Raw genomic sequence first — 21,587 nt, forward strand, 5'->3', positions numbered from 1 at the left:
GATACCATGAATATACTGGTTGTTGAAGACGACGCAGACTGGAGCCAGATCCTGAGTGATACGCTGGAAGCGGCCGGCTACGCCGTATCAGTCTGTCATTCCTTGCAGGCTTTGTGGCACAACCTCAATCATGTCACGCCCCATGCCATTGTGCTGGATGCCCGGCTACCCGACGGTTGCGGCATTGAGGCGCTTACGGCGATCAGAAGGCGCTTGCCGTTTACCGGCATCATCATGCTAACCGGCATGGTGCAGCGCCAGTTTCGCGTAAAGGGCTTACTGGACGGGGCGGATTGCTACCTGACCAAACCCGTGATGGCCGATGAAGTGCTGGCCAATTTGTGTGCCGTGCTGCGGCGGTCATCCGTTACTCCGAAGACGGAAAACATGCCGGCGCTGTCCATCGGCCGCCAGTGCCTGTTCGTGCCCGACGGTGGCGAAATCGCCCTCACACCCCAGGAGTTCAGCGTGCTCAGGGAGCTAATACGGCAACCCTTGAATCCGGTCAGCAAGGGACACCTGATAGCTTCGCTTGGCTACAGCGATTACGAATACGACGGCCACCGGCTGGAAACCCTGATGTATCGCCTCAGGCGCAAGCTGAAGCGCATTGGCAGCGAGCTCAGCATCAAGGCCGTTTATGGCAAGGGCTATCATATCAATCTGCCGGTGACCTTGGTGGCCTGAGCACCGCCGTCAGCCCAGCCGCCAGCTGTGGTAGCGGGCCAGCCAGGCCAGCAGCCGCTCGGGGGCATGGGCCCGTTTCCACTCGCCGGCGGCATACTTGTTGGCTTCTGCCAGGGTGGGGTAGACGTGAATGGTACCCAGTATTTTGTTGAGGCCAAGGTTGTGCTTCATGGCGAGCACGTATTCCGCCAGCAGCTCACCGGCGTGTTCGGCCACTATGGTCACGCCCAGAATGCGGTCCCGGCCGGGCTCGGTGAGCACCTTGATAAAGCCCTGCTCGGCGCCGTCGGTAATGGCCCTGTCGAGCTCCTCCAGGTCAAAGCGGGTGACGTCAAAGGCCAGGCCTCGTTGCTTGGCCTCTTGCTCATTCAGGCCCACCCGGGCCACCTCCGGATCGACAAAGGTACACCAGGGAATAACCCGGTAATCCACGGCAAAGCGTTTGAACTGGCCAAACAGGGCGTTCACGCTGGCATACCAGGCCATGTGGGCGGCGGTGTGGGTGAACTGATAGGGGCCGGCCACATCGCCGGCGGCGTAAATATTGGGATACAGGGTTTCCAGGTATTCATTGGTGTCTATGGTGCGCTCGGCGGGAATGCCCAGTTCCTGCAGGCCGTACCCCGCCAGCCGGGCGCGGCGGCCCAGGGCCAGCAGCAGTGTGTCAGCATCAATCTCGATGGCACTGTCGTCCTGCCGAGCATGCAGCCGCATTCCGGTACCGTTGGTTTCAACATGGTCCACATCACATCCGGTCAGCACCTGCACGCCGTCGGCGACAAGGGTACGTTTCACCCATTCGCTCACTTCCGAGTCTTCCTTTGGCATCAGCCGCGCATTGCGCTGCACCAGGACAACCCTTGAGCCCAGCCGGGCAAAGGCCTGGGCCAGTTCGCAGCCGATGGGGCCGCCGCCCAGCACCAGCAGCCGTGCCGGCGGCGTTTCCCGCTCACGCATGGCCTGCCACAGGGTATCGCTGGTGAGGTAGTTCACCTCTTTCAGGCCCGGCAGATTTGGCACCAGCGGCTCGGCGCCGGCGGCGATAATGATGCTGCGGCTGCTGAGCCGCTGCGTCTGGCCTTCGGCGGTGATGATCTCCACCGTCCAGGGATCGACCAGCCTGCCGTAGCCTTTGACCACCTCCACGCCAAGAGCGGTATATCGCTCCACGCTGTCGTGAGGCGCCACCTTGTCGATAATGCGCCCAACGCGGGCCATGACTCGTGTAAAGCTGAAACTGGGCTCGCCGGCGTTCAGGCCGTAACGGTCGGCATGGCGCAGCTGGTGGGCCACTCGTGCGCTTTTTATCAACGCCTTGCTGGGCACGCAGCCGGTGTTGAGGCAATCACCGCCCATGTCGCCGGCTTCAATCAGGGTGACCCTGGCCTTGACCGTGGCGGCGATATAGGAGCTGACCAGGCCGGCGGCACCGGCACCGATGACGATCAGGTTGCGATCGAAGCGCCGGGGTGGGGTATGGCCTTTCAGGGCCCGGTGGCGCCGTACCCGTTGTAGCACCAGACGGGCCAGCCAGGGGAACAGCCCCAGCAGGGCAAAGGATCCCAGCAGCATGGGCGAGAGAATGTCGCCGGGCTGCTCAATGGCGGCCAGCTGGGTCCCGGCATTCACATACACCAGGGTGCCGGGCAACATGCCGAGCTGGCTGACCCAGTAAAAGGTGCGAATGGCCAGGGGGGTGAGCCCCATTACCAGGTTGATCACAAAAAATGGAAACACCGGCACCAGCCTGAGGGTAAAAAGGTAAAAGGCACCGTCTTTTTCAATGCCTCTGTTAATGGCCTGTAGCCGGTTGCCAAAGCGTCCCTGCACCTGTTCACGCAACAGAAAGCGTGCCACCAGAAAAGCCAGGGTGGCGCCGAGGCTGGAGGCGAACGATACCAGCACCAGCCCCTCAACAATACCGAACAGGGCACCGGCAGCCAGGGTCATGACGGCGGCGCCGGGCAGTGATAACGCCGCCATCAGCACATAGAGCAGGAAAAAGCCGCCGGCCATCAGCCAGGGTGATTCGGCACGCACGCCGGCAATGGCGGCCTGGTGTTGCTTGAGCGCATCCAGGGTGAGCCAGCGATCCAGATCCAGGATGAAAAAGGCGAGTATCAGCAGCACAACCAGTGCCAGCAACAGTATTTTTTTCATGGTTGGATTTCCTTAAGCCCGTTTACCGTGCAGTCGAAGCGGAGGGCCGAATTCTTACGGCTAGACTTGATACTAGTCGTTTGTTTTACCGGGGAGAGATCATGCGCACACGCCTAGCCTGGAGTCTGGCCGGCCTGCTGGCGCTGTTGCCCATCGCCGGCCTGCTGGTGCTGATCAAACTCGCCCAGTTCGGTGCCATGGCCGAGGTCGCCGAAAACATGGTGATACCGCCGGAGCGGGTCACCGCCATGGCGGTGCGCGAGCATCAATGGCAGCCGCAGGTAACGGCGGTGGGCACGGTGTCAACGCTGCAGGGGGCGGTGCTGCGCACCGAGGCCGAGGGCGTGGTGGCCGAGGTGGCCTTTGCCCCGGGGGCCAGGGTTGAGGCCGGTGAGGTGTTGCTGCGCCTGAATGACGACATTGAACAGGCGCAGCTGCAGGAGGCCGCCGCAGCCGCCGAGCTGGCGCGACTGTCGTTGCGCCGGGCCCGGGCGCTGCGGCAAAGCGGCAGCCTGGCCCAGGGGGAGCTCGACGAGGCCGAAAGCCGTTACCGCCAGGCCCGCGCCCGCCAACGGCTGATCGAGGCGCAGATTGCCAAAAAAATGCTGCGCGCGCCCTTTGCCGGCCGGCTCGGCATTCGCCGCACCAGCCCCGGCCAGTTTCTCGACAAGGGCACTCCTGTGGTGTCGTTGCAACGCCTGGATTCGGTACTGGTGGACTTTTCCCTGCCGCAGCAGCGTCTGGCGGGGCTGCGCATCGGGCTGCCGGTGGCGATCACCGCCGATGCCTGGCCCGGCATGACCTTTGAAGGCAAGGTCAGCGCCTTTGATCCCGAACTGGATGCCGTCAGTCGCAGCGTGCGGGTGCAGGCCAGCCTGAGCAATCCCGATGAGCGTTTGCGTCCGGGCATGTTCGTGCAGCTGACCATGGCCCAGCCGCCGGTGCAGTCACTCCTGCTGGTGCCGCTTACGGCGGTGATCCACGGTCCCGAGGGCGATGCGGTGCTGGTGATTGAACGCGGCGACGGCGATGGGGCTGTGCTGCGCCACCAGCCGGTGCGGCTGGGACGGCGGCTGGGGGATTTTGTGGCGTTGAGCGAGGGGGTCAGCGCCGGCGAGCGGGTGGTGTCATCCGGTGTGTTCAAGCTGTTCCCCGGCATGGCGGTGGAAGTCGACAACCGGCTGGCGCCGGACTTCTCCCTTGATCCGCAACCGGACAACAGCTGATGCCCGCCTTTACCGACTTGTTCGTGCGACGCCCGGTGCTGGCCCTGGTGGTCAGCCTGATCATCGTGATTGCCGGGGCCCAGGCCTGGTGGTCGCTCAGCGTACGCCAATATCCCGAAAGCGAGAACGCCTCGGTGATCGTGGCCACCCCTTACGTGGGTGCCAGTGCCGAAGTGGTGCGCGGCTTTGTCACCACTGCCATTGAAGGGGCCATCGCGTCTGCCGACGGCATTGATTATGTGGAGTCCAAGAGTCTGCTGGGCCTGTCCCTGGTCACCGCCCGGCTCAAGCTCAACTACCCGCCCACCCAGGCCCTGGCCGACATTACCGCCAAGGTCAACGAGGTACGCAACCAGTTGCCCGCCGAGGCCGAGGTGCCCGCCATCAGCGTGCAGTCGGCAGACTCCGAGTTTGCCGCCGCCTATCTGAGTTTTTCTTCCGAGCGGCTGTCCCAGAGCGAGATTACCGACTATCTGGTGCGCATGGTGCAGCCCAGGCTGGCGGCCTTGCCCGGGGTGCAGCGGGCCGAGATCTTCGGCGCCCGCACCTTTGCCATGCGGGTGTGGCTGCAACCCGAGCGGCTGGCGGCCCTGGGCATCAGCCCCGCCGAGGTGAGCCAGGCCCTGGCCGCCAACAATTTTCTGTCGGCGGTGGGCAGCACCAAGGGCGCCCTGGTGCAGGTCTATCTCACCGCCAACACCGATCTGCACCGCCCCGAGCAATTTCGGCAACTGGTGGTCAGGGCCAGTGGTGACACCCTGGTGCGGCTGGAAGACGTGGCCCGGGTGGAGCTGGGGGCGGAAGACTACGACACCGAGGTTAGCTTCAACGGCCAGACGGCGGTGTTTATGGGGATCTTTCCGCTGCCCAATACCAATGTGATCGAGGTGATTGCCGGGGTGCGCGCCGATCTCGCCAGCCTCAAGGCGGATCTGCCCGCCGGCATGGCGGCGGAAATTGGCTACGATGCCTCGGAATACGTGGACAACGCCATTCGTGAGGTGGTCGGCACCCTGATGGAAACCCTGCTGATTGTGGTGGCGGTGATCTTTGTATTTCTCGGCTCCTGGCGCTCGGTGCTGGTGCCGGTGGTGGCCATTCCGGTGTCCCTTATCGGCGCCGTGTTTCTGATGCAGCTGTTTGGTTTTACCCTCAACCTGCTCACCCTGCTGGCCATCGTGCTGTCGGTAGGACTGGTGGTGGACGACGCCATCGTCATGGTGGAAAACGTGGAGCGGCACTTGCGGGAAGGCCGTACGCCAAAGGAAGCGGCGCTCATCGGCGCTCGGGAGCTGATGGGGCCGGTGATCGCCATGACCATGACCCTGGCGGCGGTGTACATTCCCGTGGGACTGCAGGGTGGGTTGACCGGCTCGCTGTTTCGGGAATTTGCCCTCACCCTGGCGGGGGCGGTGATCATCTCCGGCCTGGTGGCGCTGACCCTGTCGCCCACCATGAGCGCGGCCCTGCTGAAAAGCGCCGAGCGTGAAGAACGGGGCCTCACCGGACGGGTCAACCACGCCTTTGACCGGCTGCGACTGGCCTATGGTCGCTGGCTGGCGCAGGTATTGGCCCGGCGCACGGCGGTGTATGTGCTCTGGGGCGGCCTGGGGCTGCTGGTGGTGCCCATGTACCTGTTTTCTCCCAGGGAGCTGGCGCCGCTGGAGGATCAGGGCTTTATGTTCGGCATCGTCAACAACGCCGCCAACGCTTCGGCGGATCAGAAGGTACATTTTGGTCGGGCGGCAGAGCGCGTGTTTCTCGAGGCGCCGGAGCGGGCGCTGACCTTTCAGATTTTGTTGTCGCCCTCGGATCCCTTTGCCGCCGCCCTGGGGGTGGGCGGCTTCAGCGGCATGGTGGTCAAACCCTGGGATCAGCGCACACGCAGCATTCGCGAGATGGTGCCGGAGATACAATCGGGCATGAACGCCATTCCCGGTTTGCAGGTGTTTGTGGCCCAGCCTCCGGCCTTGCCCGGCGGCAGCAACTTTCCGGTGGAGTTTGTGATCACCTCCACCGACGAGCCCGCCGACATGCTGGTTTATGCCCGGCAATTGCAGCAGGCGGCCATGGAGAGCGGACTGTTTTACTTTCCGCCGGAGATCGATCTGAAAATCGACCAGCCCCAGACCGAGATCGTGCTCGACTACCAGAAGCTGGCGGCACTGGGGCTCACCCAGCGCCAGGTGGGCCTGGATCTGGGGGCGGCCCTGGGGGGCAACTACGTCAACCGTTTCAATATTGACGGTCGCGCCTACAAGGTCATTCCGCAACTGGTGCGGGCCGAGCGGCTCAACCCGGAGCAGCTGGGTGATATTTACCTGCGCGGGCCGGGTGCGCAGCTGGTGCCGTTGTCGGCCATCGCACGGCTTGAAAACAGCACGGTGCCGCGCTCCCTCAATCGCTTTCAGCAGCTTAACGCCATCAAGCTTTCGGGCCTGACCGGGAGGCTGGACGAAGGCCTGGCGGCGCTGGAAAACGCGGCCCGCGAACTGCTGCCGGCGGATTACACCATCAACTACACCGGCGAATCCCGTCAGCTGCGCACCGAAGGGGGCAAGTTTCTGCCGGCGCTGGGGCTGGCCATCGTGATGATTTTTCTGGTGCTGGCGGTGCAGTTCAACTCCTTTCGCGATCCCCTGGTGATCCTGCTGGGCTCGGTGCCCCTGGCGATGTTTGGCGCGCTTATTTTTACGGTGCTGAAAATGCCCAACCCGGATCTGCCGTTCTGGACCGACGGCTGGACCACTACCCTGAACATCTATGCTCAGGTAGGGCTGGTTACCCTGGTGGGACTGGTGGCCAAGAACGGCATTCTGATCGTGGAATTCGCCAACGGCCTGCAGCGCCAGGGCCGGGCCAAGGCCGAGGCCATCGAGCAGGCGGCCATGACCCGACTGCGGCCGGTGCTGATGACCTCGGCCGCCACCGTGGCCGGGCACTTTCCGCTGATCCTGGTGGACGGGCCCGGCGCGGCAGCCCGCAACGCCATCGGCCTGGTGCTGGTGGGGGGCATGGCCATCGGCACCTTCTTCACCCTGTTTGTGGTGCCCTCGCTTTACCTGCTGCTGGCGCGCCGGCACGGCGGCGCCAAGGAGGCATAATGATGGATTTCAAAGGAGCCAGCACGGCCCTGGTGCTGGCCGGTGGCGGCAGTCTGGGCGCGGTACAGGTGGGCATGCTGCAGGCGCTGCTGGAGCACGGTTTTCGCGCCGACATGGTGGTGGGAGCCTCGGTGGGGGCCATTAACGGCGCCTATTTCGCCGCCCGGCCGCACCGGCGCGGGGTTGAAGAGCTGGCCGACATCTGGCTGGCGCTGCGCAGTGAAGACGTGTTTCCCATTCATACCTTCAGCGCGCTCAAGTCATTGCTGCTGGGGCAGAACCACCTGGTGCAGGCCGACGCCCTGGGTCATCTGCTCGAGCGCCGCTTGCCGGTGAGCCGCATTGAGGACACCGAACTGCCCCTGCACATTGTGGCCACCGAGCTGCTTACCGGGCAGGAAACCGTGCTGTCGAACGGACCACTGCTTGAGGCCTTGCTGGCCAGCGCCGCCATTCCGGTGGTGTATCCGCACCGGGAGATCGCGGGCAAGGCACTGGTGGACGGCAGTGTGGCCAGCAACACCCCCATCGCCAGCGCCGTGGCACTGGGGGCGGAGCGGCTGGTGGTGCTGCCCACCGGGTTTGGCTGTGCCTGCCCGGCGGTGCCGGCGACCATGGCCTCGCTGGCCCTGCATACCCTTAACCTGCTCAGCATGTGGCAACTGGTGCGTGACGTGGAGCACTATCAGGACAGGGCCGACATTCATGTGGTGGCGCCGCTGTGCCCGCAGGCGGTGTCGGTGTTTGACTTCTCGGTGACCGCCGGGCTACTGCGCCGGGCCCGGCTGCACACCCAGCGCTGGTTGCGGGAAGGGGGCATGGCTCACCGGGGCGTGCCCGAGAGCCTGCGGCCCCACCAGCATGGCGACGGCATGTAATAAACCCAGGGGCGAAGGCGACTACTGAAGCAGGTGGCCTCGTCGCGACGCCGACCGCCAAATCGGCGTCCAGTTACATGGCAAGCAAGACAAGGAGTCAGTCATGGTTGAATTTCCCGTTATCGCCCTGGTGGTCATGCTGGCTGGCGTAGGCCTGCTGAGCCTGATGCTGGCCCCCAGGGTGCGCACCGCCGAGGGCTTTTTTGCCGGACAGAACGAACAGGGTGGGGCGCCAGGGTTGCTGACCCTGGTGTTTTCCCAGGTTACTACCTGGATCTTTGCCCGCTCCCTGCTCAACGCCGCCATTCTTGGTTATTTCTACGGCGTGGCCGGGGCCCTGGCCTACAGCGCCTATTACGGCTCATTTCTTACCGGCTGGTTGATTGTGGACCGGCTGCGTTATCGCTACGGGGCCCACAACATTCAGGGCTTTCTTGCCGCGCGCTTTGGCCGGGTGGGAGTGAGTTGCTACAACCTGCTGATCTCGTTGCGGCTGCTCAGTGAGGTATTTGCCAACCTGCTGGTGGTGGGCATGGTGTTTGGTCTGGCCGGCAGCCAGGCCCACACCGTCGCCATGGTGGCGGTGGCCGGGCTGACCCTGCTCTATTCCATGAGCGGCGGGCTGCGGGCCTCGCTGCGCACCGATGTGCTGCAAATGGGGTTGTTGCTGGTGCTGATCGCGTTGCTCACCCTGCAAGCGCTTATGCATCCCTTGTTCAGCTGGCCGGCGGTGCTGGCCAGCAGTCCGGAGTGGACCAGCCCGGGCTGGATCTTACTGGCGGTGGCGCTGCTGCAGGTGCTGAGTTACCCGCTGCACGATCCGGTGATGATGGACAGGGGCTTTCTCGCCGACCGAGGCACCACCCGGCGCAGCTTTATTCATGCCTTCTGGCTGTCGGCCCTGTTGATCCTGGCCTTTGGTCTGCTGGGGGTCTTTGCCGGGCTGCAGGCCACCGATGGAGAGGAATTGCTGCCCGCCCTGCAGCGCCTGCTGGGCACCCATGCCATGCTGCTGCTGGGACTGGCGCTGGTGATCTCGGCCGCTTCTACCCTGGACTCTACCCTGGCCAGCGCCGCCAAGCTGATGGTGATGGACATGGGGCTGGGCCGGCCCACCGCCGGCAGTGGCCGGCTGGCCATGGCCGGCTTTGCCCTGGGTGGCCTGGTGCTGGTGTTTACCGGCAGCCAGGACCTGTTTGACGCGGTGGCGGTGAGCGGCACCGCGTCGCTGGCACTGACGCCGCTGATCCTGTTCTGCATTCTGGGTGGACGCGAGGTGGCGCGCTGGAGCTTTGTGCTGACCTTTGTCCTGGCGGTGGCCGGCGCCGCGCTGTATTTCCTGGAAAAAGGCGGCCATGTCAGCCTGATTGGCCCGTGGTTTGGCGTGGAGCACAGCTACGCCAAGTTGCTGGTGATCACCCTGGTGATACTGGCCGCCGGTCTGTTGAGCTTTTTTCTTGGGCTCAAGCCCCGCGCCCCCGCGGCGCACACGGCGGGGAATTCCGAAGATCCCAACACCTGATCCGTCGGGGCGGTCGATCTCTTTGGCGCGGGCTGCTCTGTTCGGTTACCCTGCGGGACTCAGATGCAAGGAGTTCCGCCATGGCCAACCTGTTTCATTCACTGCCCACGAGCCTGCCCGAAGAGCGGTTTGACGAGCTGCTGCGCACCCCTGATGTGCGCATCGAGCGCATTTTGTCCCGTGGTCACAGCTCGCCCGCGGAAGGCTGGTACGATCAAGCCGAAGACGAATGGGTGCTGGTGCTCTCCGGCAGCGGTACCCTGGAGTTTGAGGATGGCCGCCGGCAGCGGCTTGAGCCCGGCGATCACCTGCATATACCCGCCCATCAAAAGCACCGCGTCAGCCATACCGCCCCCGATGAGATCACCCTCTGGCTGGCGGTGTTTTTTCCTGCCAAACACTGAGGAGCCAGGATATGCAACCACAGCAGCCGGTCATTACCCTGGCGCCCATCGCATCACACCAGGATACCGCCATTGCCCAAATCATTCGCACCGTGGGCGCCGAATTCGGCGCCGTGGGCGAAGGGTTCGGCCCCGGGGACGCGGAAGTGCAGTGCATGAGCCGGCATTACACCGCCGAGCGCAACAGCCGCTACCTGGTGGCGGAGATGAACGGTCGAGTGGTGGGCGGGGCCGGACTGGCGCCGCTGAGAAACGACTCGAAAATCTGCGAGCTGAAAAAACTGTTCTTGCTGCCCGAGGCCCGGGGCCACGGCATTGGCCGGCGGCTCGCCGTGGCCTGTCTGGACTTTGCCCGGGAGCGGGGGTTTTCGTCCTGTTATCTCGACACCCTGAGCAGCATGACCGACGCCATTGGCCTTTATGAACGGTTGGGTTTTCGTCACCTCGATCAGCCGCTGCTGGCCTCTGAACACGGTGGCTGCGACGTCTGGATGTTAAAGGCGCTGTAATTGCCCAAGGGCGAGCCGGGGCAGGGATGTGTGGTTTGAGATTCGAATGCCATTGTCTTTCATGGTGGGGCGCTATAGGGTGAACAAGCCCCATATCGAGACGGAAAAGGAAGGCCCATGTCACCACGCCACGCGCTTGTGCACCAGCTTGGAATACCTTACCCCCTAATTCAGGCCCCGATGGCGGGGGTGTCCACGCCCGAGCTTGCCGCCGCCGTGTCCAACGCCGGTGGTCTCGGCTCCCTCGGTATCGGTGCCAGCTCGGTGAGTGAGGCCCGTCGCCAGATTGAACAGACGCAACGACTTACCGACAGGCCATTCAACGTGAATGTCTTCTGCCATGCGCCGGCCCGCCGCAATGCGTCACTCGAAGCCGACTGGCTGGCGTATTTGACGCCGCTTTTTGCCGAGCAGGGGATAGAGCCGCCGGCCCGGCTGGAAGAAATTTATACCAGTTTCAATCACAACCGGCCCATGCAGGATTTGCTGGTGGAGTTGCGTCCGGCCGTGGTGAGTTTTCACTTCGGCCTGCCCGCTGCGCAACTGCTCGACCGGCTGCACGATGCCGGGGTGATCACCCTGGCCAGTGCCACCAGTCTGGAAGAAGCCCGGCAAATTGATGCCGCCGGCATTCACGGCATTGTGGCCCAGGGCATAGAGGCTGGCGGGCACAGGGGCATTTTTGACCCCGATGCTTCCGACTCGCAATGGACGACCGCCGAGCTGGTGGCCTTGCTGGCTGAGAAATGTCGTGGGCCGGTGATCGCCGCCGGCGGCATCATGGATGGCCAGGACATGCAAAGCATGCTGGCCTTGGGCGCCGCGGCGGTGCAGCTGGGTACCGCCTTTGTGGCCTGCCCGGAATCGGCGGCCAGTGCCGCCTACCGGCGGCAATTGCTCGAGGCCAGCGAGAACCAGACCCGGCTGACCCGCACCCTTTCCGGTCGTCCGGCGCGAGGGCTGGCTAACCGCTTTATCCGCTATGCGGAATCGGCCGGGGCGCCAGCTCCGCCCGACTATCCGGTGGCCTATGACGCGGCCAAGCGGCTGCATGGCGCCGCTGTGGTCCGGGGCTGCTATGACTTCGCCGCCCACTGGGCGGGTCAGGGCGCGGCGCGGGCGAGGGCCATGCCGGCGGCCGAACTGGTGGCCAGCCTGGTGCAAGAGGCGCGATGGCAGCCTTGAGCACGCCCGTATTCTGGCGGGATGCGCGCATGCCGCAGGTAGAGCTGCGCCGTAGCGATGACGGGCGCGCTGTCGGTTACGCGGCTCACAGTCACCCCCAATGGTCCCTGGGTGCCATTACTGCAGGTGAAAGCAGCTTTTTGTATCGCCAGGCCCGTTATCGTGTCGCTGCCGGCAATCTGGTATTGATGAACCCGGACTGGGTGCATGCCTGTAATCCCGTTGAGGGCAAGCCCTGGGCCTACTACATGATGTATGTGGATACCGCCTGGCTGACCCGGCTTCGGGCTGACAACGGTCTGCTGCCTGATCGAGACTGGCGGGACATCAGCACCGCCGTGGTGGCCGAGCGTCGCTGGTTTGATGGCTATTTGCGGTTAGCCGCCTGTCTGCAGAGCCCCCGGCTGCCGTTGCTGCAAAAGCAGACGGCGCTGGTGGAATATCTGGAAAGCCTGATGCAGCATCTGGCAGGACATTCGGTGCCGTATCCAGCGCCGGTGCCGAAAAGGCTGCGCCAGTTGGCCGATTACCTTGACGCCCACAGCCTTGAAGAGGTGTCACTCGATGAGCTGTGCTGCCAGTGCGGCTACAGCGCCGGCCATCTGGTGCGTGTGTTCAGGCAGCACTTTGGCATTACGCCCCATGCCTACCTGCTCAACCGACGGGTCCAGCATGGCCAGCGGCAACTGAAGGCGGGTGTGCCTATCGCCGAGGTGGCACTCAATATGGGGTTTTCCGATCAGGCGCATTTTCAGCGTACCTTCAAGCGACTGGTGGCCGCCACGCCGGCTCAGTATCGCAGTAAGTAGAGGCCACTGGCGGCCAGCATCAGGGCCATCAGCCGGTTCAGCACGGTCAGCCAGCGGGCGCTGGAGATATGGCGGCGCAGGCCGCTGCCCAGCCACAGCCAGCACATCAGCGAACACCAGCAGATAGGCAGATAGAGCAGGGCGAACAGCCCGGTTTGCGCCAGGCTGCCATCGGTATAAACGGCGATGCCGGAAGCCGATGCCAGCCAGGCCTTGGGATTGAGCCATTGCATCAGGGCTCCTGTCAGCAAGCCCGGGGCCACCCTGGCATCGCTGGCGGGCAGGTTACTTGAGGCGGTAGCCAGCTTAATGCTCATGTAAAGCAGAAAGCCGACACCGGCCCAGTGCAGCCACTGCATCAGGCCTGGCTGTTCCTGCAACACACCATGCAACCCCAGCCCAATGGCCAGAAACAGCACGACGAACCCCAGGGTGGCGCCGGTAACCAGGAGCAGCCCGCGTGCTAACGGCTGATGCAGGCCGCTGCTCAGACACAGCAGATTGACGGGACCGGGGGAGATGGAGGCGGCCAGTGCGAACAGCGACATGGGCCAAATCAGGGAAAGGGTCATGGATACTCCTGGCATACTGGTTGAAAGCCGGGCCAGTGTGCAGGAGTGCTGCAGGGAAATATTGAACGAAATTGATATGGCAAAGCACCGGGCGGCAGACGCCCGGTGTCTTTACAGATCGTAGGGTTCGACGGTGACGCCTTCCAGCGAATAGGCCGCGTCGGCAATGTCATGGCTGGCACTTACCGTGCTCAGGGTGCCGGTTACCCAGACCGCATCCCACAGGTCGTCCACTTTGGCGCCCTTGGGATAGTTGACGTAGACAATCTGGTTGGTGGGCGGTGGCGGCACGTGAATGCAGGCGCCGAAATAGGGCACCAGAAAGAACTGGGTGATCTTTTCGCTGTCGCCTTCCAGCGGCACCACAAAACCGGGTAACCGAATCTTTTTGCCATTGAGTGCCGGCACCACTTTGCCCACCGGCTGAAGGGGAATGGCGAGTTCGTCGTCGTGATCCACCTCGGGAAAGGGGGGCGGGTTCAGCTGCTCTTCCAGCGGGATCAGATCATCCCACTCGGTCAGCTGGTAGTCATCGGCCAGGGCGGGGCCGGCCAGCAGTGCCAGCCCCATCAGTGCGTGTGTCAGTTTCACTGCTTGATACTCATACCGTCGTTAAGGGAATAGCGAAAGGCCTGGGCCGCCGGCAGCAGGCCGGTAATTATGCCCGCTCCCCAGATGGCCGCCAGCAGGCGCCACTCATCCATGGTTGGCAGCCCCGGCGTCAGCAGCAGCCCGTAATGGGCCTGCAGCAGGGGCGCGGCCGCCAGCAGAATGCCGTAGAGTATCAACAGTCCCAGGCCAATGCCAAGCAGGGTAAGCAGGGCTGCCTCCAGGGTGAGCAGGGCAAACAGATGTCGTGGCCCGGCACCCAGGGCGCGCAAAATGGCCAGTTCCCGGCGCCGGGCAGAGAGCCCGGCCAGCAGGGTGGTGAGCATGCCCAGCAGGCCGGCCACCACCACAAACAGGGCAATAAAGGCAATGGCCTGCTCCGCCAGGCTCATCATGCTCCACAACTCATGCAGGGCGGCGCCGGGCAGAATGGCCGACAGCGGCTCGGCCCGGTAATTGTTGATGCTGCGCTGCAGGCCAAAGGCCAGCACCCGGTTTTCCAGCCCCACCAGAAAGGCGGTGATGGCTTCGGGTTCAAGGCTGGCCTGGCGGGCCTCGGTCGGGGTCAGTTGTTGCGTCTGGCGGCCACTTTGCCACCCCAGGTGAATGGCTTCGAGCCCATCCAGGCGAATATGCACGGTTCTGTCTACCGGCGTGCCGGTGGGAGCGAGAATGCCCACCAGGGTAAAGGGCAGATCGTCGTGCAGGCTGAACGAGGTGTTGCCGGCGCCGTGGGCGATGATCAGCTCGTCGCCCAGTTGGTAGCCGAGCTGTCGTGCCACCTCGGCACCGATCACCGCCTCAAAGGTGTCGGTAAAGGGGCGTCCGTTGGCGAGCTCAAGGGATTGCTGCCGGCCATAGGCGTAATGACGAAAATAGTCTTCACTGGTGCCCAGCACCCGGTAACCCTGGTGGGAGTCGCCCAACGACAGCGGTACCGTCCAGGCCACGCCCTTTTGCTGGCGAATGCGCTGGTAGGACTCCCAGCTGATGTTGTTGGTGGGGTTGCCGATGCGAAACACCGAATACAGCAACAGGTTTATCTGCCCGGAGCGGGCGCCCACGATCAGATCGGTGCCCGAAATGGTGCGGGCAAAGCTGTCTTTCAGCTCGGTGCGCACCTTGTTGACGCCCACCAGCAGCAGCACGCTGATGGCAATGGCCAGCACCGTCAGGCCGGCGGTCAGCCGGCGTGACCACAAACTTTTAAAGGCCAGGCTCAGCATGAGGTTGCTCCGTTCAGTGCCTTGAGGGATTCCACTCGGGAAAACAACGGCTCCAGGCCGGTATCGTGGCTGACAAACACCAGGCCGCTGCCCTGATGGTCGCATTCGGCAAACAGCAGCGCCATAAAGGCGGCGCGACTGTCGGCGTCCAGCGCCGAGGTGGGCTCATCGGCAATGACCAGCTCGGGGCGACCGATCAGGGCCCGGGCGGCGGCCACCCGCTGCTGCTGGCCGATGCTGAGCTGATGCACCGGCTGTTGCCACAGCGCGTCGGGCAGTTGCAGGGCCGCGAGCAGGCGTTTGGCTTCCTGCTCGGCGGGGGCGGTCAGCCGCCGGCGCTTGTACCGTGAAAAGGTCAGCGCGGCGGTCACGTTTTCCACTACAGAGAGAAAGGGCAGCAGGTTGAACTGCTGAAAGATATAACCCAGGTGATCGGCCCGAAAACGGTCCCGCTTGTGTGCCGACAGGGCACCCAGATCCTGCTCGAGAATGTGCAGCGATCCGCGGGGGGCGGCGTGAATGCCCGCCAGCAGGCCAAGCAGGGTGCTCTTGCCGCTGCCGCTTGGGCCCTTGATAAAGAGCCGTTCGCCCGGCGCCAGGGTCAGCTCGCCAATATTGAGCAGGGCGGGCTGGCCGGGCCAGGCGAAATACAGATTGCGAATGGCGATCAACGGAGTCATGTTACCAGCTGGCCTGGGCTTGGTCCGGGGTCAGGGTGGCGGCCACCTGACCGGTTGGCAGAATGCCCTGCAGCTCAATGCGGGTAAAGCTGGGGAACTGTTCAAACAGGCTTACCTCGATGCCGGACAGCGCATCGGGCTGGCTGCACTGGTAGTGATAACTCAGGCTGATGTCCTTGTGGCCATGTTCGCCATCATGTTCATCATCATGGTGATGCTTGTGTTCGCCATCATGGTCGGCATGGTCGTCGTGGTGGTGTTCATCGCCGTTGGCATGGGCGACGTCGGTCAGGGTGCAGCCGGCGGTGGGGGTCAGGCTGAACAGCGCGGCGCCATCCCGGGCCTTGTTTATGGCGTGATCAAAGGCGGCCTTGTCTTCGCTGGTAGTGGGATTATGTTCAAAACCCACAATGTCGGCGGCGGGGGCAAACAGCTCCAGCACCAGGTGATTGCCGTCCTGAGCCAGGTTGAGTTGGCCAAAGCCATGCTCGTGCACACCCAGCTGGGTGTTGGCGGCCAGGGTAAGGGGCAGTACGGCAACGGCCAGGGCCAGGGGTTTAAGATTCATTCGATTCTCCGGTAGGCTAAATTTGTTATGTTATAACGAATCTTCGCCTTGGCTGTAAAGGTGCGCGGGCTGCTCGCGCATAAAGTCGATAAAGGCCTGCTCGGCCCGGGACAGTTGCCGCTCGGCGGGCCAGGCCAGACACAGGTCGAGAAAATAGGGCGTTTCAAAGGAGATGGGCACCAGATCATCGTCGTTTTCCACCGCCATGCGCAAAAACGAGGTCACCGCAAAGCCCTGTCGCACCACCGCCTTGAGCAGGGGGATCAGGTTGCTCTCAAAGCCGATGCGTGGCCGAATATTGCGCTGTCGGGCCATGTCGTCAATGTATTCCCGGTGGTGAAAGCCGTGATGAAACAACGCCAGCTCCTCCTGCAAAAAATCATCGAGGGCAAGGCGTTGGTGCCGGGCAAAGGGGTGATCCTTCGCCACCACCGCCACCATTTCTTCCCGCAGCAGGGGCTGGCTGCACAGGCCGGCGGGCAGATCTGCCGTCAGCGCAATACCGAGCCCGAGCCGACCGGTCAGCAACTTTGCCTGCAGGCTCTGGGTGCCGGCTTCTTCAACCACAATGTTCAGCCCCGCATAGCGATGCTTAAAGGCCATTAGCAGTGGTGGAAAATAAAACGTGCCCAGCATGCTGGGAATGCCAATGGTCACTTCACCGGCGTTGAGATCATGTAGCGCCGTCATATCCTGCTCGGCCAGTGCCAGGGCGCCCAGAATACGCTCGGCATGCTCGTGCAGGCGCTCGCCTTCGGTGGTGAGGTGAAGCCGGCCCTGACGGCGTTCAAACAGGGTTAGTCCCAGCTGGTGCTCCAGCTTCTTGATGGTCATGGTGACCGCCGGCTGAGCCAGGTGCAGCTGCTCGGCGGCCCGCGTGATGTTGCCGGTGTGGGCCACGGCGGCAAACTGACGCAACCAGCGCGGATCAATCATAACGTGACCTTATGAAATTAATAATTTTAATGTATTTAACTTATTTTCTGCTTCGGCGTAAGGTCAATACAGGAATTTTCCCGGAGCCCTGCCATGACCGATCTGAATACCGCCCTCTGGTGGCGAGCCACCCTGGCCCTGGGACTGGGCTCGGTGCTGGTGTTCGTCAACCTCTACGTGGCCCAGCCATTGCTGCCCTGGCTGGCGCGGGACTTTTCGCTGTCGGCGCTGGGGGCTGGCTGGGCACTGTCGGCGTCTACCCTGGGACTGGCGGCAGGCCTGTTGTTCTGGGCGCGCATCGCCGACCGCCTGGGTCGCCGTCGCGTGATGCTGGGTACCCTGCTGGTGGCCCTGTTGCTGGGGTTGAGCCTGGCCTGGGCGCCGGGATTTGTCAGCCTGGTGTTGTTGCGTGGATTGCAGGGATTTTTTCTGGCGGGCCTGCCGGCCACGGCGGTGGCCTACATGGGGGAAGAATTTACCCCCAGGGCGCTGGTGACCAGCATTGGCATTTACATTGCCGCCAACTCCCTCGGCGGTATTGCCGGGCGGGTGTTTGGCGGGCTGGTGGCCGAGCTGGCCGGGCACTGGCAGGCCAGCTTTTTGTTGCTGAGCGGCATCAGCCTGCTGTTGTGGGGACTGTTGCCCCGGCTGTTGCCCCCGTCCCGTTGCTTTGTGCCGGCACCAAAGGGGCAGGGTAGTGCCGCCCTGCTGGCTCATGTGCGAAATCCCCTGCTGTGGCCGGTATATCTGGTGGGCGGGCTCAATTTTATGGTGTTCCTCAATCAGTACACCTATGTGGCCTTTCACTTGTCGGCACCGCCCATTGCCCTGGCGCCGGCGGCCCTGGGGTTGCTGTTCCTGACCTACCTGACCGGCACCCTGGCGTCCGGCGTAAGCGGTGTTCTGGTTCGCAGGTTTGGTTTGTGCAATACCCTGCTGGGGGCCATCGGCATCATGGCGCTGGGCAGCCTGGGGCTGCTCAGCGAACGGTTGCCGGTGATCATCGCTTCGCTGCTGATAGACAGCTTTGCCTTTTTCCTGTCTCATGCCTGTGCCAGCAGCTGGGTAGGGCGCAGCGTGACTCAGGACAGGGCGCTGGCATCCTCCCTTTATCTGGTGTTTTACTACGCCGGTGCCAGCCTGGGCGGTCTTTATCTCTATCCCTTTTGGCTGGCGGCAGGCTTGCCCGGTGTCACCCTGGGCCTGATTGCGGTTATGACGGTGACCGGCTTCCTGGCCTGGCGGCTGAGGGGCCATGAACGGCGAGAGATGGCCAGTACGCTTCAGTAGCCTGGAATGAGCCTTGGCGAATGTCAGCCTGCCGCAGGCTCCTTGGTGGCGGAATTCACATCGTTGATTGCCAACCGATTAGTTATGCCAACATACATATATGTCTCACCCTTCGCGCGTCTGCCGCTGAAAATATCCACTCGGCACGGGCACCACCAGCCCGTTGGTTATTTCATGGGCAATGGTGTCGGCCAGAGACCGGCGGTGAAACTTAACCTGCAACGGAGGCAGGGAAAGGGTGAGCTCATCGGGCAGGCCCTTTTGCTCAAAGGGCACCTGCGGGTAGGTTTCAAGCAGGGCGGTGAGGTTGGGCACCACGATTTCCCCATGTTCCAGTCCGGTTGAGTGGCGTTTACCCGCTTTGGGGGCGGCCAGCTCCAGGCAGGGTACGGGGCCAAAGGGGCTGGCCAGCGGCCGGTGCAGGGCATAGGTGATAATGGGCCGACCGCCGATCATGCCTTCCACCAGCACTTGGCCATGGGCCGATAACCTGTCTTTCAGACTGATATATTCGTCATTGCTGGCGGCGCGGTAGCAGAGGTGATCCATGGGGCCCAGGGTTGCGGGCAGGCCATGGTCGGCCAGGCCGTTGGCCAGCTCGGCAAAGAAGGCGTCGGTATTGCCCAGCAGGGCATGGAGGGAAGGCATGGGGCTTACCATTTGCGTTTGGGCTCAAACAGCATGTCGAGCTCGGACTTTTCGTTTTCCTGCTCTTCCTTTTGCTGAACCGCCTGGAGTTGTTTGGTGTCGAGATCCCTCAGCCATTCCTGCAGGGTTTCTTCTACCTGCATCAGCTGTTCGTCCTTGTCGGGCAGATCCCGCAGTATCTTCTGACCCTTTTCCAGCATCTGCCGGGCGAGGGCGGTCTCGCGATTGCCGATGGCCATGCGAATGCGTTTGAGCAGGTTGGAGAGGTTAATCTTGAGTTGCAGCAGCTCCAGCCGGCGGTCTTCCAGCACAAAGGCCTGGGTGCCTACCTTGCCCCTGTTGTGCTCCAGCCTCACCACGTGGCGCAGGCGCTTGACCAGTTTGAGCATGTGCAGGGCCTGCTGATCCGAGTCGGGCTGCTTGAAAGAGCCCTGCACCGGCGGGTAATTCTCCTTTGCCTCGGTCAGCTGCTGGCGCACGCTGTTCAGGCGGGCCTGATACTGGGCGTTGCCTGGGTCGGCCTCGGCCATGGCGCGCAGGCAATGGTGGATGCGCTGGTACAACAACAGAACCAGGGCCCGGCTGAAGGGCAGCTGGCCGGCATTGAGCAACAGCTCCTCGGTTTCACTGATAATCTGGCTGTTTCGCAGCAGCAGGCTGCGCTTTTCCGCCGTCTGCTTCTGGCGGTATTGCTGCAGTATGTTGTACACGATCACAAGAAACAGCAGGGCGCCTATGGTTATCAGTACCAGGGTCAGGATCATCGGCAAACGGCTCGCTTAAAATGAGTCAGCGTGAATGGAAATGTTACCCCACTGGTGAGGCTTTGGCTAACGCCGTCCGTTAATAAACGGAGTTGATTCAGTTCGTTAGCACCGCATTAATATTCCCGAACGACACCAATGCAGAGGATCTTTTGCCAAGGTCTGATAGTATTTACACAAGTCACCAAGAATCTGGACCACCATGAAACTTCAGCAGTTGCGCTACATCGTCGAAGTTGCCAACCATAATCTCAATGTTTCCGCCACCGCCGAGAGCCTTTACACCTCCCAGCCCGGTATCAGCAAGCAGGTGCGCATGCTTGAAGACGAGCTGGGCATTCAGGTATTTGAACGCAGCGGCAAGCACCTGACCCAAATCACCCCGGCCGGCCGTGATATTATTCGCATCGCCGGCGAGATCCTCGGCAAGGTGGAAAGCATCAAGGCCGTGGCCAGCCAGCACACCCACCCGGATCAGGGCTCGCTCAATATTTCCACCACCCATACCCAGGCCCGTTATGCCCTGCCCGAGGTGATCAAGGGCTTTATTGAACGCTACCCCAGGGTGTCGCTGCACATGCATCAGGGCACACCGGTGCAGATCAGCGAGTCGGTGTCCAAGGGCTCCTCCGACTTTGCCATCGCCACCGAGGCCATGCATTTGTATCAGGACTTGATCATGCTGCCCTGTTACCACTGGAACCGCTGCATTCTGGTGCCCAAGGATCATCCCCTGGCCACCATCAGCAAGCCCAGTATCGCCGACATTGCCGGCTTTCCGCTGGTAACCTATGTGTTTGGTTTTACCGGTCGCTCCCAGCTCGATGTGGCCTTTAATCGGGCCGGCTACGAGCCGCGGGTAGTGTTTACCGCCACCGACGCCGATGTGATCAAGACCTATGTGCGCCTGGGGATTGGCATCGGCGTGCTCGCCAGCATGGCGGTAGATCCGAAGGAAGACAGCGATCTGGTGGCGATCGACGCCGGTCACCTGTTCGCGCCCAGCACCACCAAAATCGGTTTTCGCAAGGGCACCTTCCTGCGCAGCTACATGTACGACTTTATGGAACGCTTTGCTCCCCACCTGACCCGGGAGCGGGTCGACAAGGCCATTACCCTGAAATCCCCCGACGACATCGAAAAGCTGTTTGAGGATGTCGAACTGCCCATGCGCTGAACCCCTTCGGGGAGCTGTAAGCGGTCAGAAGTAGGTTGTGATGAGCGTAGCGAATCGCAACACGAAGGCGGCGGTGAAATGTTGGAATTCGCTGCGCTCATTGCCAACCTACAGCCCTCGGAGGCCGGAATGACAACAAAAAGGCCTGCAGGCACGGTATTGTGCCTGCAGGCCCTTCGTTCGGTTTAAAGCTGACAGCTGGGGTTATTCCCCGAGTCCCTGGCCGGCGTCTTTTTTGGCGATCAGTTCGATCTTGTAGCCATCCGGGTCTTCCACAAAGGCAATCACGGTAGTGCCGCCCTTGACCGGGCCCGGCTCGCGGGTAACCTTGCCGCCGGCGGCGCGGATCTGCTCGCACATGCCGACAATGTCTTCCGCCTCAATGGCGATATGGCCGTAGGCGTTGCCCAGATCGTAGTGTTCGGTGCCCCAGTTGTAGGTCAGCTCCAGTACCGCTTCGTCTTTCTCGTCGCCGTAGCCGACAAAGGCCAGGGTGTATTCATATTCGGTGTTTTCGCTGGTGCGCAGCAGTTTCATGCCCATGATGTCGGTATAAAAGGCGATGGACTTGTCCAGGTTACCCACTCGCAGCATGGTGTGCAGAATACGCATGATCATTGCTCCCGTTATTGT

Annotated in this window: 21 protein-coding genes; 11 read left to right on the top strand and 10 right to left on the bottom strand. The window is 62.6% G+C overall.

Annotated features, from left to right (window positions below; translation table 11 throughout):
• Positions 1 to 6: 6 nt before the first annotated feature.
• Positions 7 to 687 (top strand): response regulator transcription factor, encoded by a 681-nt coding sequence (locus OJHNALOF_RS15130; RefSeq protein WP_165662521.1) that lies wholly within the window; start codon positions 7 to 9, stop codon positions 685 to 687.
• Between the two features lie 9 nt (positions 688 to 696).
• On the opposite strand, the gene OJHNALOF_RS15135 is transcribed toward OJHNALOF_RS15130, so the two are convergent.
• The gene (locus OJHNALOF_RS15135) at positions 697 to 2,847 is read right to left on the bottom strand and encodes an FAD-dependent oxidoreductase (RefSeq protein ID WP_165662522.1); all 2,151 of its coding nucleotides are present in this window, start codon (positions 2,845 to 2,847) and stop codon (positions 697 to 699) included.
• Between the two features lie 101 nt (positions 2,848 to 2,948).
• On the opposite strand from OJHNALOF_RS15135, the gene OJHNALOF_RS15140 reads away from it, so the two are divergent.
• From OJHNALOF_RS15140 to OJHNALOF_RS15175, 8 genes are all read left to right on the top strand, one after another.
• On the top strand, positions 2,949 to 4,073 hold the full coding sequence (locus OJHNALOF_RS15140; protein WP_165662523.1) for an efflux RND transporter periplasmic adaptor subunit: 1,125 nt from the start codon (positions 2,949 to 2,951) through the stop codon (positions 4,071 to 4,073).
• Entirely contained in the window at positions 4,073 to 7,177 is a 3,105-nt protein-coding gene (locus OJHNALOF_RS15145) for an efflux RND transporter permease subunit (protein WP_094199202.1), read from the top strand. The genes OJHNALOF_RS15140 and OJHNALOF_RS15145 overlap by 1 nt, the downstream gene beginning before the upstream one ends.
• Positions 7,177 to 8,055 (top strand): patatin-like phospholipase family protein, encoded by an 879-nt coding sequence (locus tag OJHNALOF_RS15150; RefSeq protein WP_206063724.1) that lies wholly within the window; start codon positions 7,177 to 7,179, stop codon positions 8,053 to 8,055. Before OJHNALOF_RS15145 ends, OJHNALOF_RS15150 begins: the two co-directional genes overlap by 1 nt.
• Before the next feature lie 103 nt (positions 8,056 to 8,158).
• The gene (locus OJHNALOF_RS15155; RefSeq protein WP_165662524.1) at positions 8,159 to 9,577 is read left to right on the top strand and encodes a sodium:proline symporter; all 1,419 of its coding nucleotides are present in this window, start codon (positions 8,159 to 8,161) and stop codon (positions 9,575 to 9,577) included.
• A gap of 80 nt (positions 9,578 to 9,657) precedes the next feature.
• Entirely contained in the window at positions 9,658 to 9,981 is a 324-nt protein-coding gene (locus tag OJHNALOF_RS15160) for a cupin domain-containing protein (protein ID WP_094199204.1), read from the top strand.
• 11 nt (positions 9,982 to 9,992) lie between these two features.
• Positions 9,993 to 10,490 (top strand): GNAT family N-acetyltransferase, encoded by a 498-nt coding sequence (locus OJHNALOF_RS15165; RefSeq protein WP_165662525.1) that lies wholly within the window; start codon positions 9,993 to 9,995, stop codon positions 10,488 to 10,490.
• 117 nt (positions 10,491 to 10,607) lie between these two features.
• Entirely contained in the window at positions 10,608 to 11,675 is a 1,068-nt protein-coding gene (locus tag OJHNALOF_RS15170; RefSeq protein WP_165662526.1) for a nitronate monooxygenase family protein, read from the top strand.
• The gene (locus OJHNALOF_RS15175) at positions 11,663 to 12,484 is read left to right on the top strand and encodes an AraC family transcriptional regulator (RefSeq protein WP_165662527.1); all 822 of its coding nucleotides are present in this window, start codon (positions 11,663 to 11,665) and stop codon (positions 12,482 to 12,484) included. The genes OJHNALOF_RS15170 and OJHNALOF_RS15175 overlap by 13 nt, the downstream gene beginning before the upstream one ends.
• On the opposite strand, the gene OJHNALOF_RS15180 is transcribed toward OJHNALOF_RS15175, so the two are convergent.
• The 6 genes from OJHNALOF_RS15180 to OJHNALOF_RS15205 form a co-directional block, all read right to left on the bottom strand.
• Positions 12,466 to 13,056: a LysE family translocator gene (locus OJHNALOF_RS15180; RefSeq protein WP_165662528.1), complete on the bottom strand. Its 591-nt coding sequence runs from the start codon at positions 13,054 to 13,056 to the stop codon at positions 12,466 to 12,468. The two genes, OJHNALOF_RS15175 and OJHNALOF_RS15180, sit on opposite strands and share 19 nt — an antisense overlap.
• Before the next feature lie 111 nt (positions 13,057 to 13,167).
• A complete protein-coding gene (locus tag OJHNALOF_RS15185) occupies positions 13,168 to 13,626 on the bottom strand; it encodes a DUF3299 domain-containing protein (RefSeq protein WP_165662612.1) in 459 nt (152 codons plus the stop codon).
• A 17-nt stretch (positions 13,627 to 13,643) separates the two neighbouring features.
• Positions 13,644 to 14,891 (bottom strand): ABC transporter permease, encoded by a 1,248-nt coding sequence (locus OJHNALOF_RS15190; protein WP_165662529.1) that lies wholly within the window; start codon positions 14,889 to 14,891, stop codon positions 13,644 to 13,646.
• A complete protein-coding gene (locus tag OJHNALOF_RS15195) occupies positions 14,885 to 15,571 on the bottom strand; it encodes an ABC transporter ATP-binding protein (protein WP_094199210.1) in 687 nt (228 codons plus the stop codon). The genes OJHNALOF_RS15190 and OJHNALOF_RS15195 overlap by 7 nt, the downstream gene beginning before the upstream one ends.
• A 1-nt stretch (position 15,572) precedes the next feature.
• Complete coding sequence (locus OJHNALOF_RS15200) at positions 15,573 to 16,139, bottom strand: DUF2796 domain-containing protein (RefSeq protein WP_165662530.1); 567 nt, start codon at positions 16,137 to 16,139, stop codon at positions 15,573 to 15,575.
• A 30-nt stretch (positions 16,140 to 16,169) separates the two neighbouring features.
• Positions 16,170 to 17,072: a LysR family transcriptional regulator gene (locus OJHNALOF_RS15205; protein WP_370462339.1), complete on the bottom strand. Its 903-nt coding sequence runs from the start codon at positions 17,070 to 17,072 to the stop codon at positions 16,170 to 16,172.
• Between the two features lie 96 nt (positions 17,073 to 17,168).
• Here OJHNALOF_RS15205 and OJHNALOF_RS15210 point away from each other — a divergent pair, with 96 nt between their 5' ends.
• On the top strand, positions 17,169 to 18,365 hold the full coding sequence (locus OJHNALOF_RS15210) for an MFS transporter (RefSeq protein WP_165662532.1): 1,197 nt from the start codon (positions 17,169 to 17,171) through the stop codon (positions 18,363 to 18,365).
• A gap of 105 nt (positions 18,366 to 18,470) precedes the next feature.
• Here OJHNALOF_RS15210 and OJHNALOF_RS15215 read toward each other — a convergent pair whose 3' ends face one another.
• Together OJHNALOF_RS15215 and OJHNALOF_RS15220 are read right to left on the bottom strand one after the other, a co-directional pair.
• Entirely contained in the window at positions 18,471 to 19,013 is a 543-nt protein-coding gene (locus tag OJHNALOF_RS15215; RefSeq protein WP_240919746.1) for a VOC family protein, read from the bottom strand.
• Positions 19,014 to 19,018: 5 nt separating this feature from the next.
• The gene (locus tag OJHNALOF_RS15220) at positions 19,019 to 19,777 is read right to left on the bottom strand and encodes a DNA repair ATPase (protein ID WP_094199215.1); all 759 of its coding nucleotides are present in this window, start codon (positions 19,775 to 19,777) and stop codon (positions 19,019 to 19,021) included.
• A 202-nt stretch (positions 19,778 to 19,979) separates the two neighbouring features.
• On the opposite strand from OJHNALOF_RS15220, the gene cysB reads away from it, so the two are divergent.
• Positions 19,980 to 20,954 (top strand): HTH-type transcriptional regulator CysB, encoded by a 975-nt coding sequence (gene cysB / locus OJHNALOF_RS15225; protein ID WP_094199216.1) that lies wholly within the window; start codon positions 19,980 to 19,982, stop codon positions 20,952 to 20,954.
• 204 nt (positions 20,955 to 21,158) lie between these two features.
• Here the strand turns inward: cysB and gloA are convergent, their stop codons facing one another.
• Positions 21,159 to 21,566, bottom strand: a complete 408-nt coding sequence (gene gloA, locus OJHNALOF_RS15230; protein ID WP_094199217.1) for a lactoylglutathione lyase — start codon at positions 21,564 to 21,566, stop codon at positions 21,159 to 21,161.
• Positions 21,567 to 21,587 lie beyond the last annotated feature (21 nt).

Origin of the sequence: Oceanimonas sp. MB9, from assembly GCF_011319775.1 — a bacterium.
Taxonomy (GTDB): domain Bacteria; phylum Pseudomonadota; class Gammaproteobacteria; order Enterobacterales; family Aeromonadaceae; genus Oceanimonas; species Oceanimonas doudoroffii.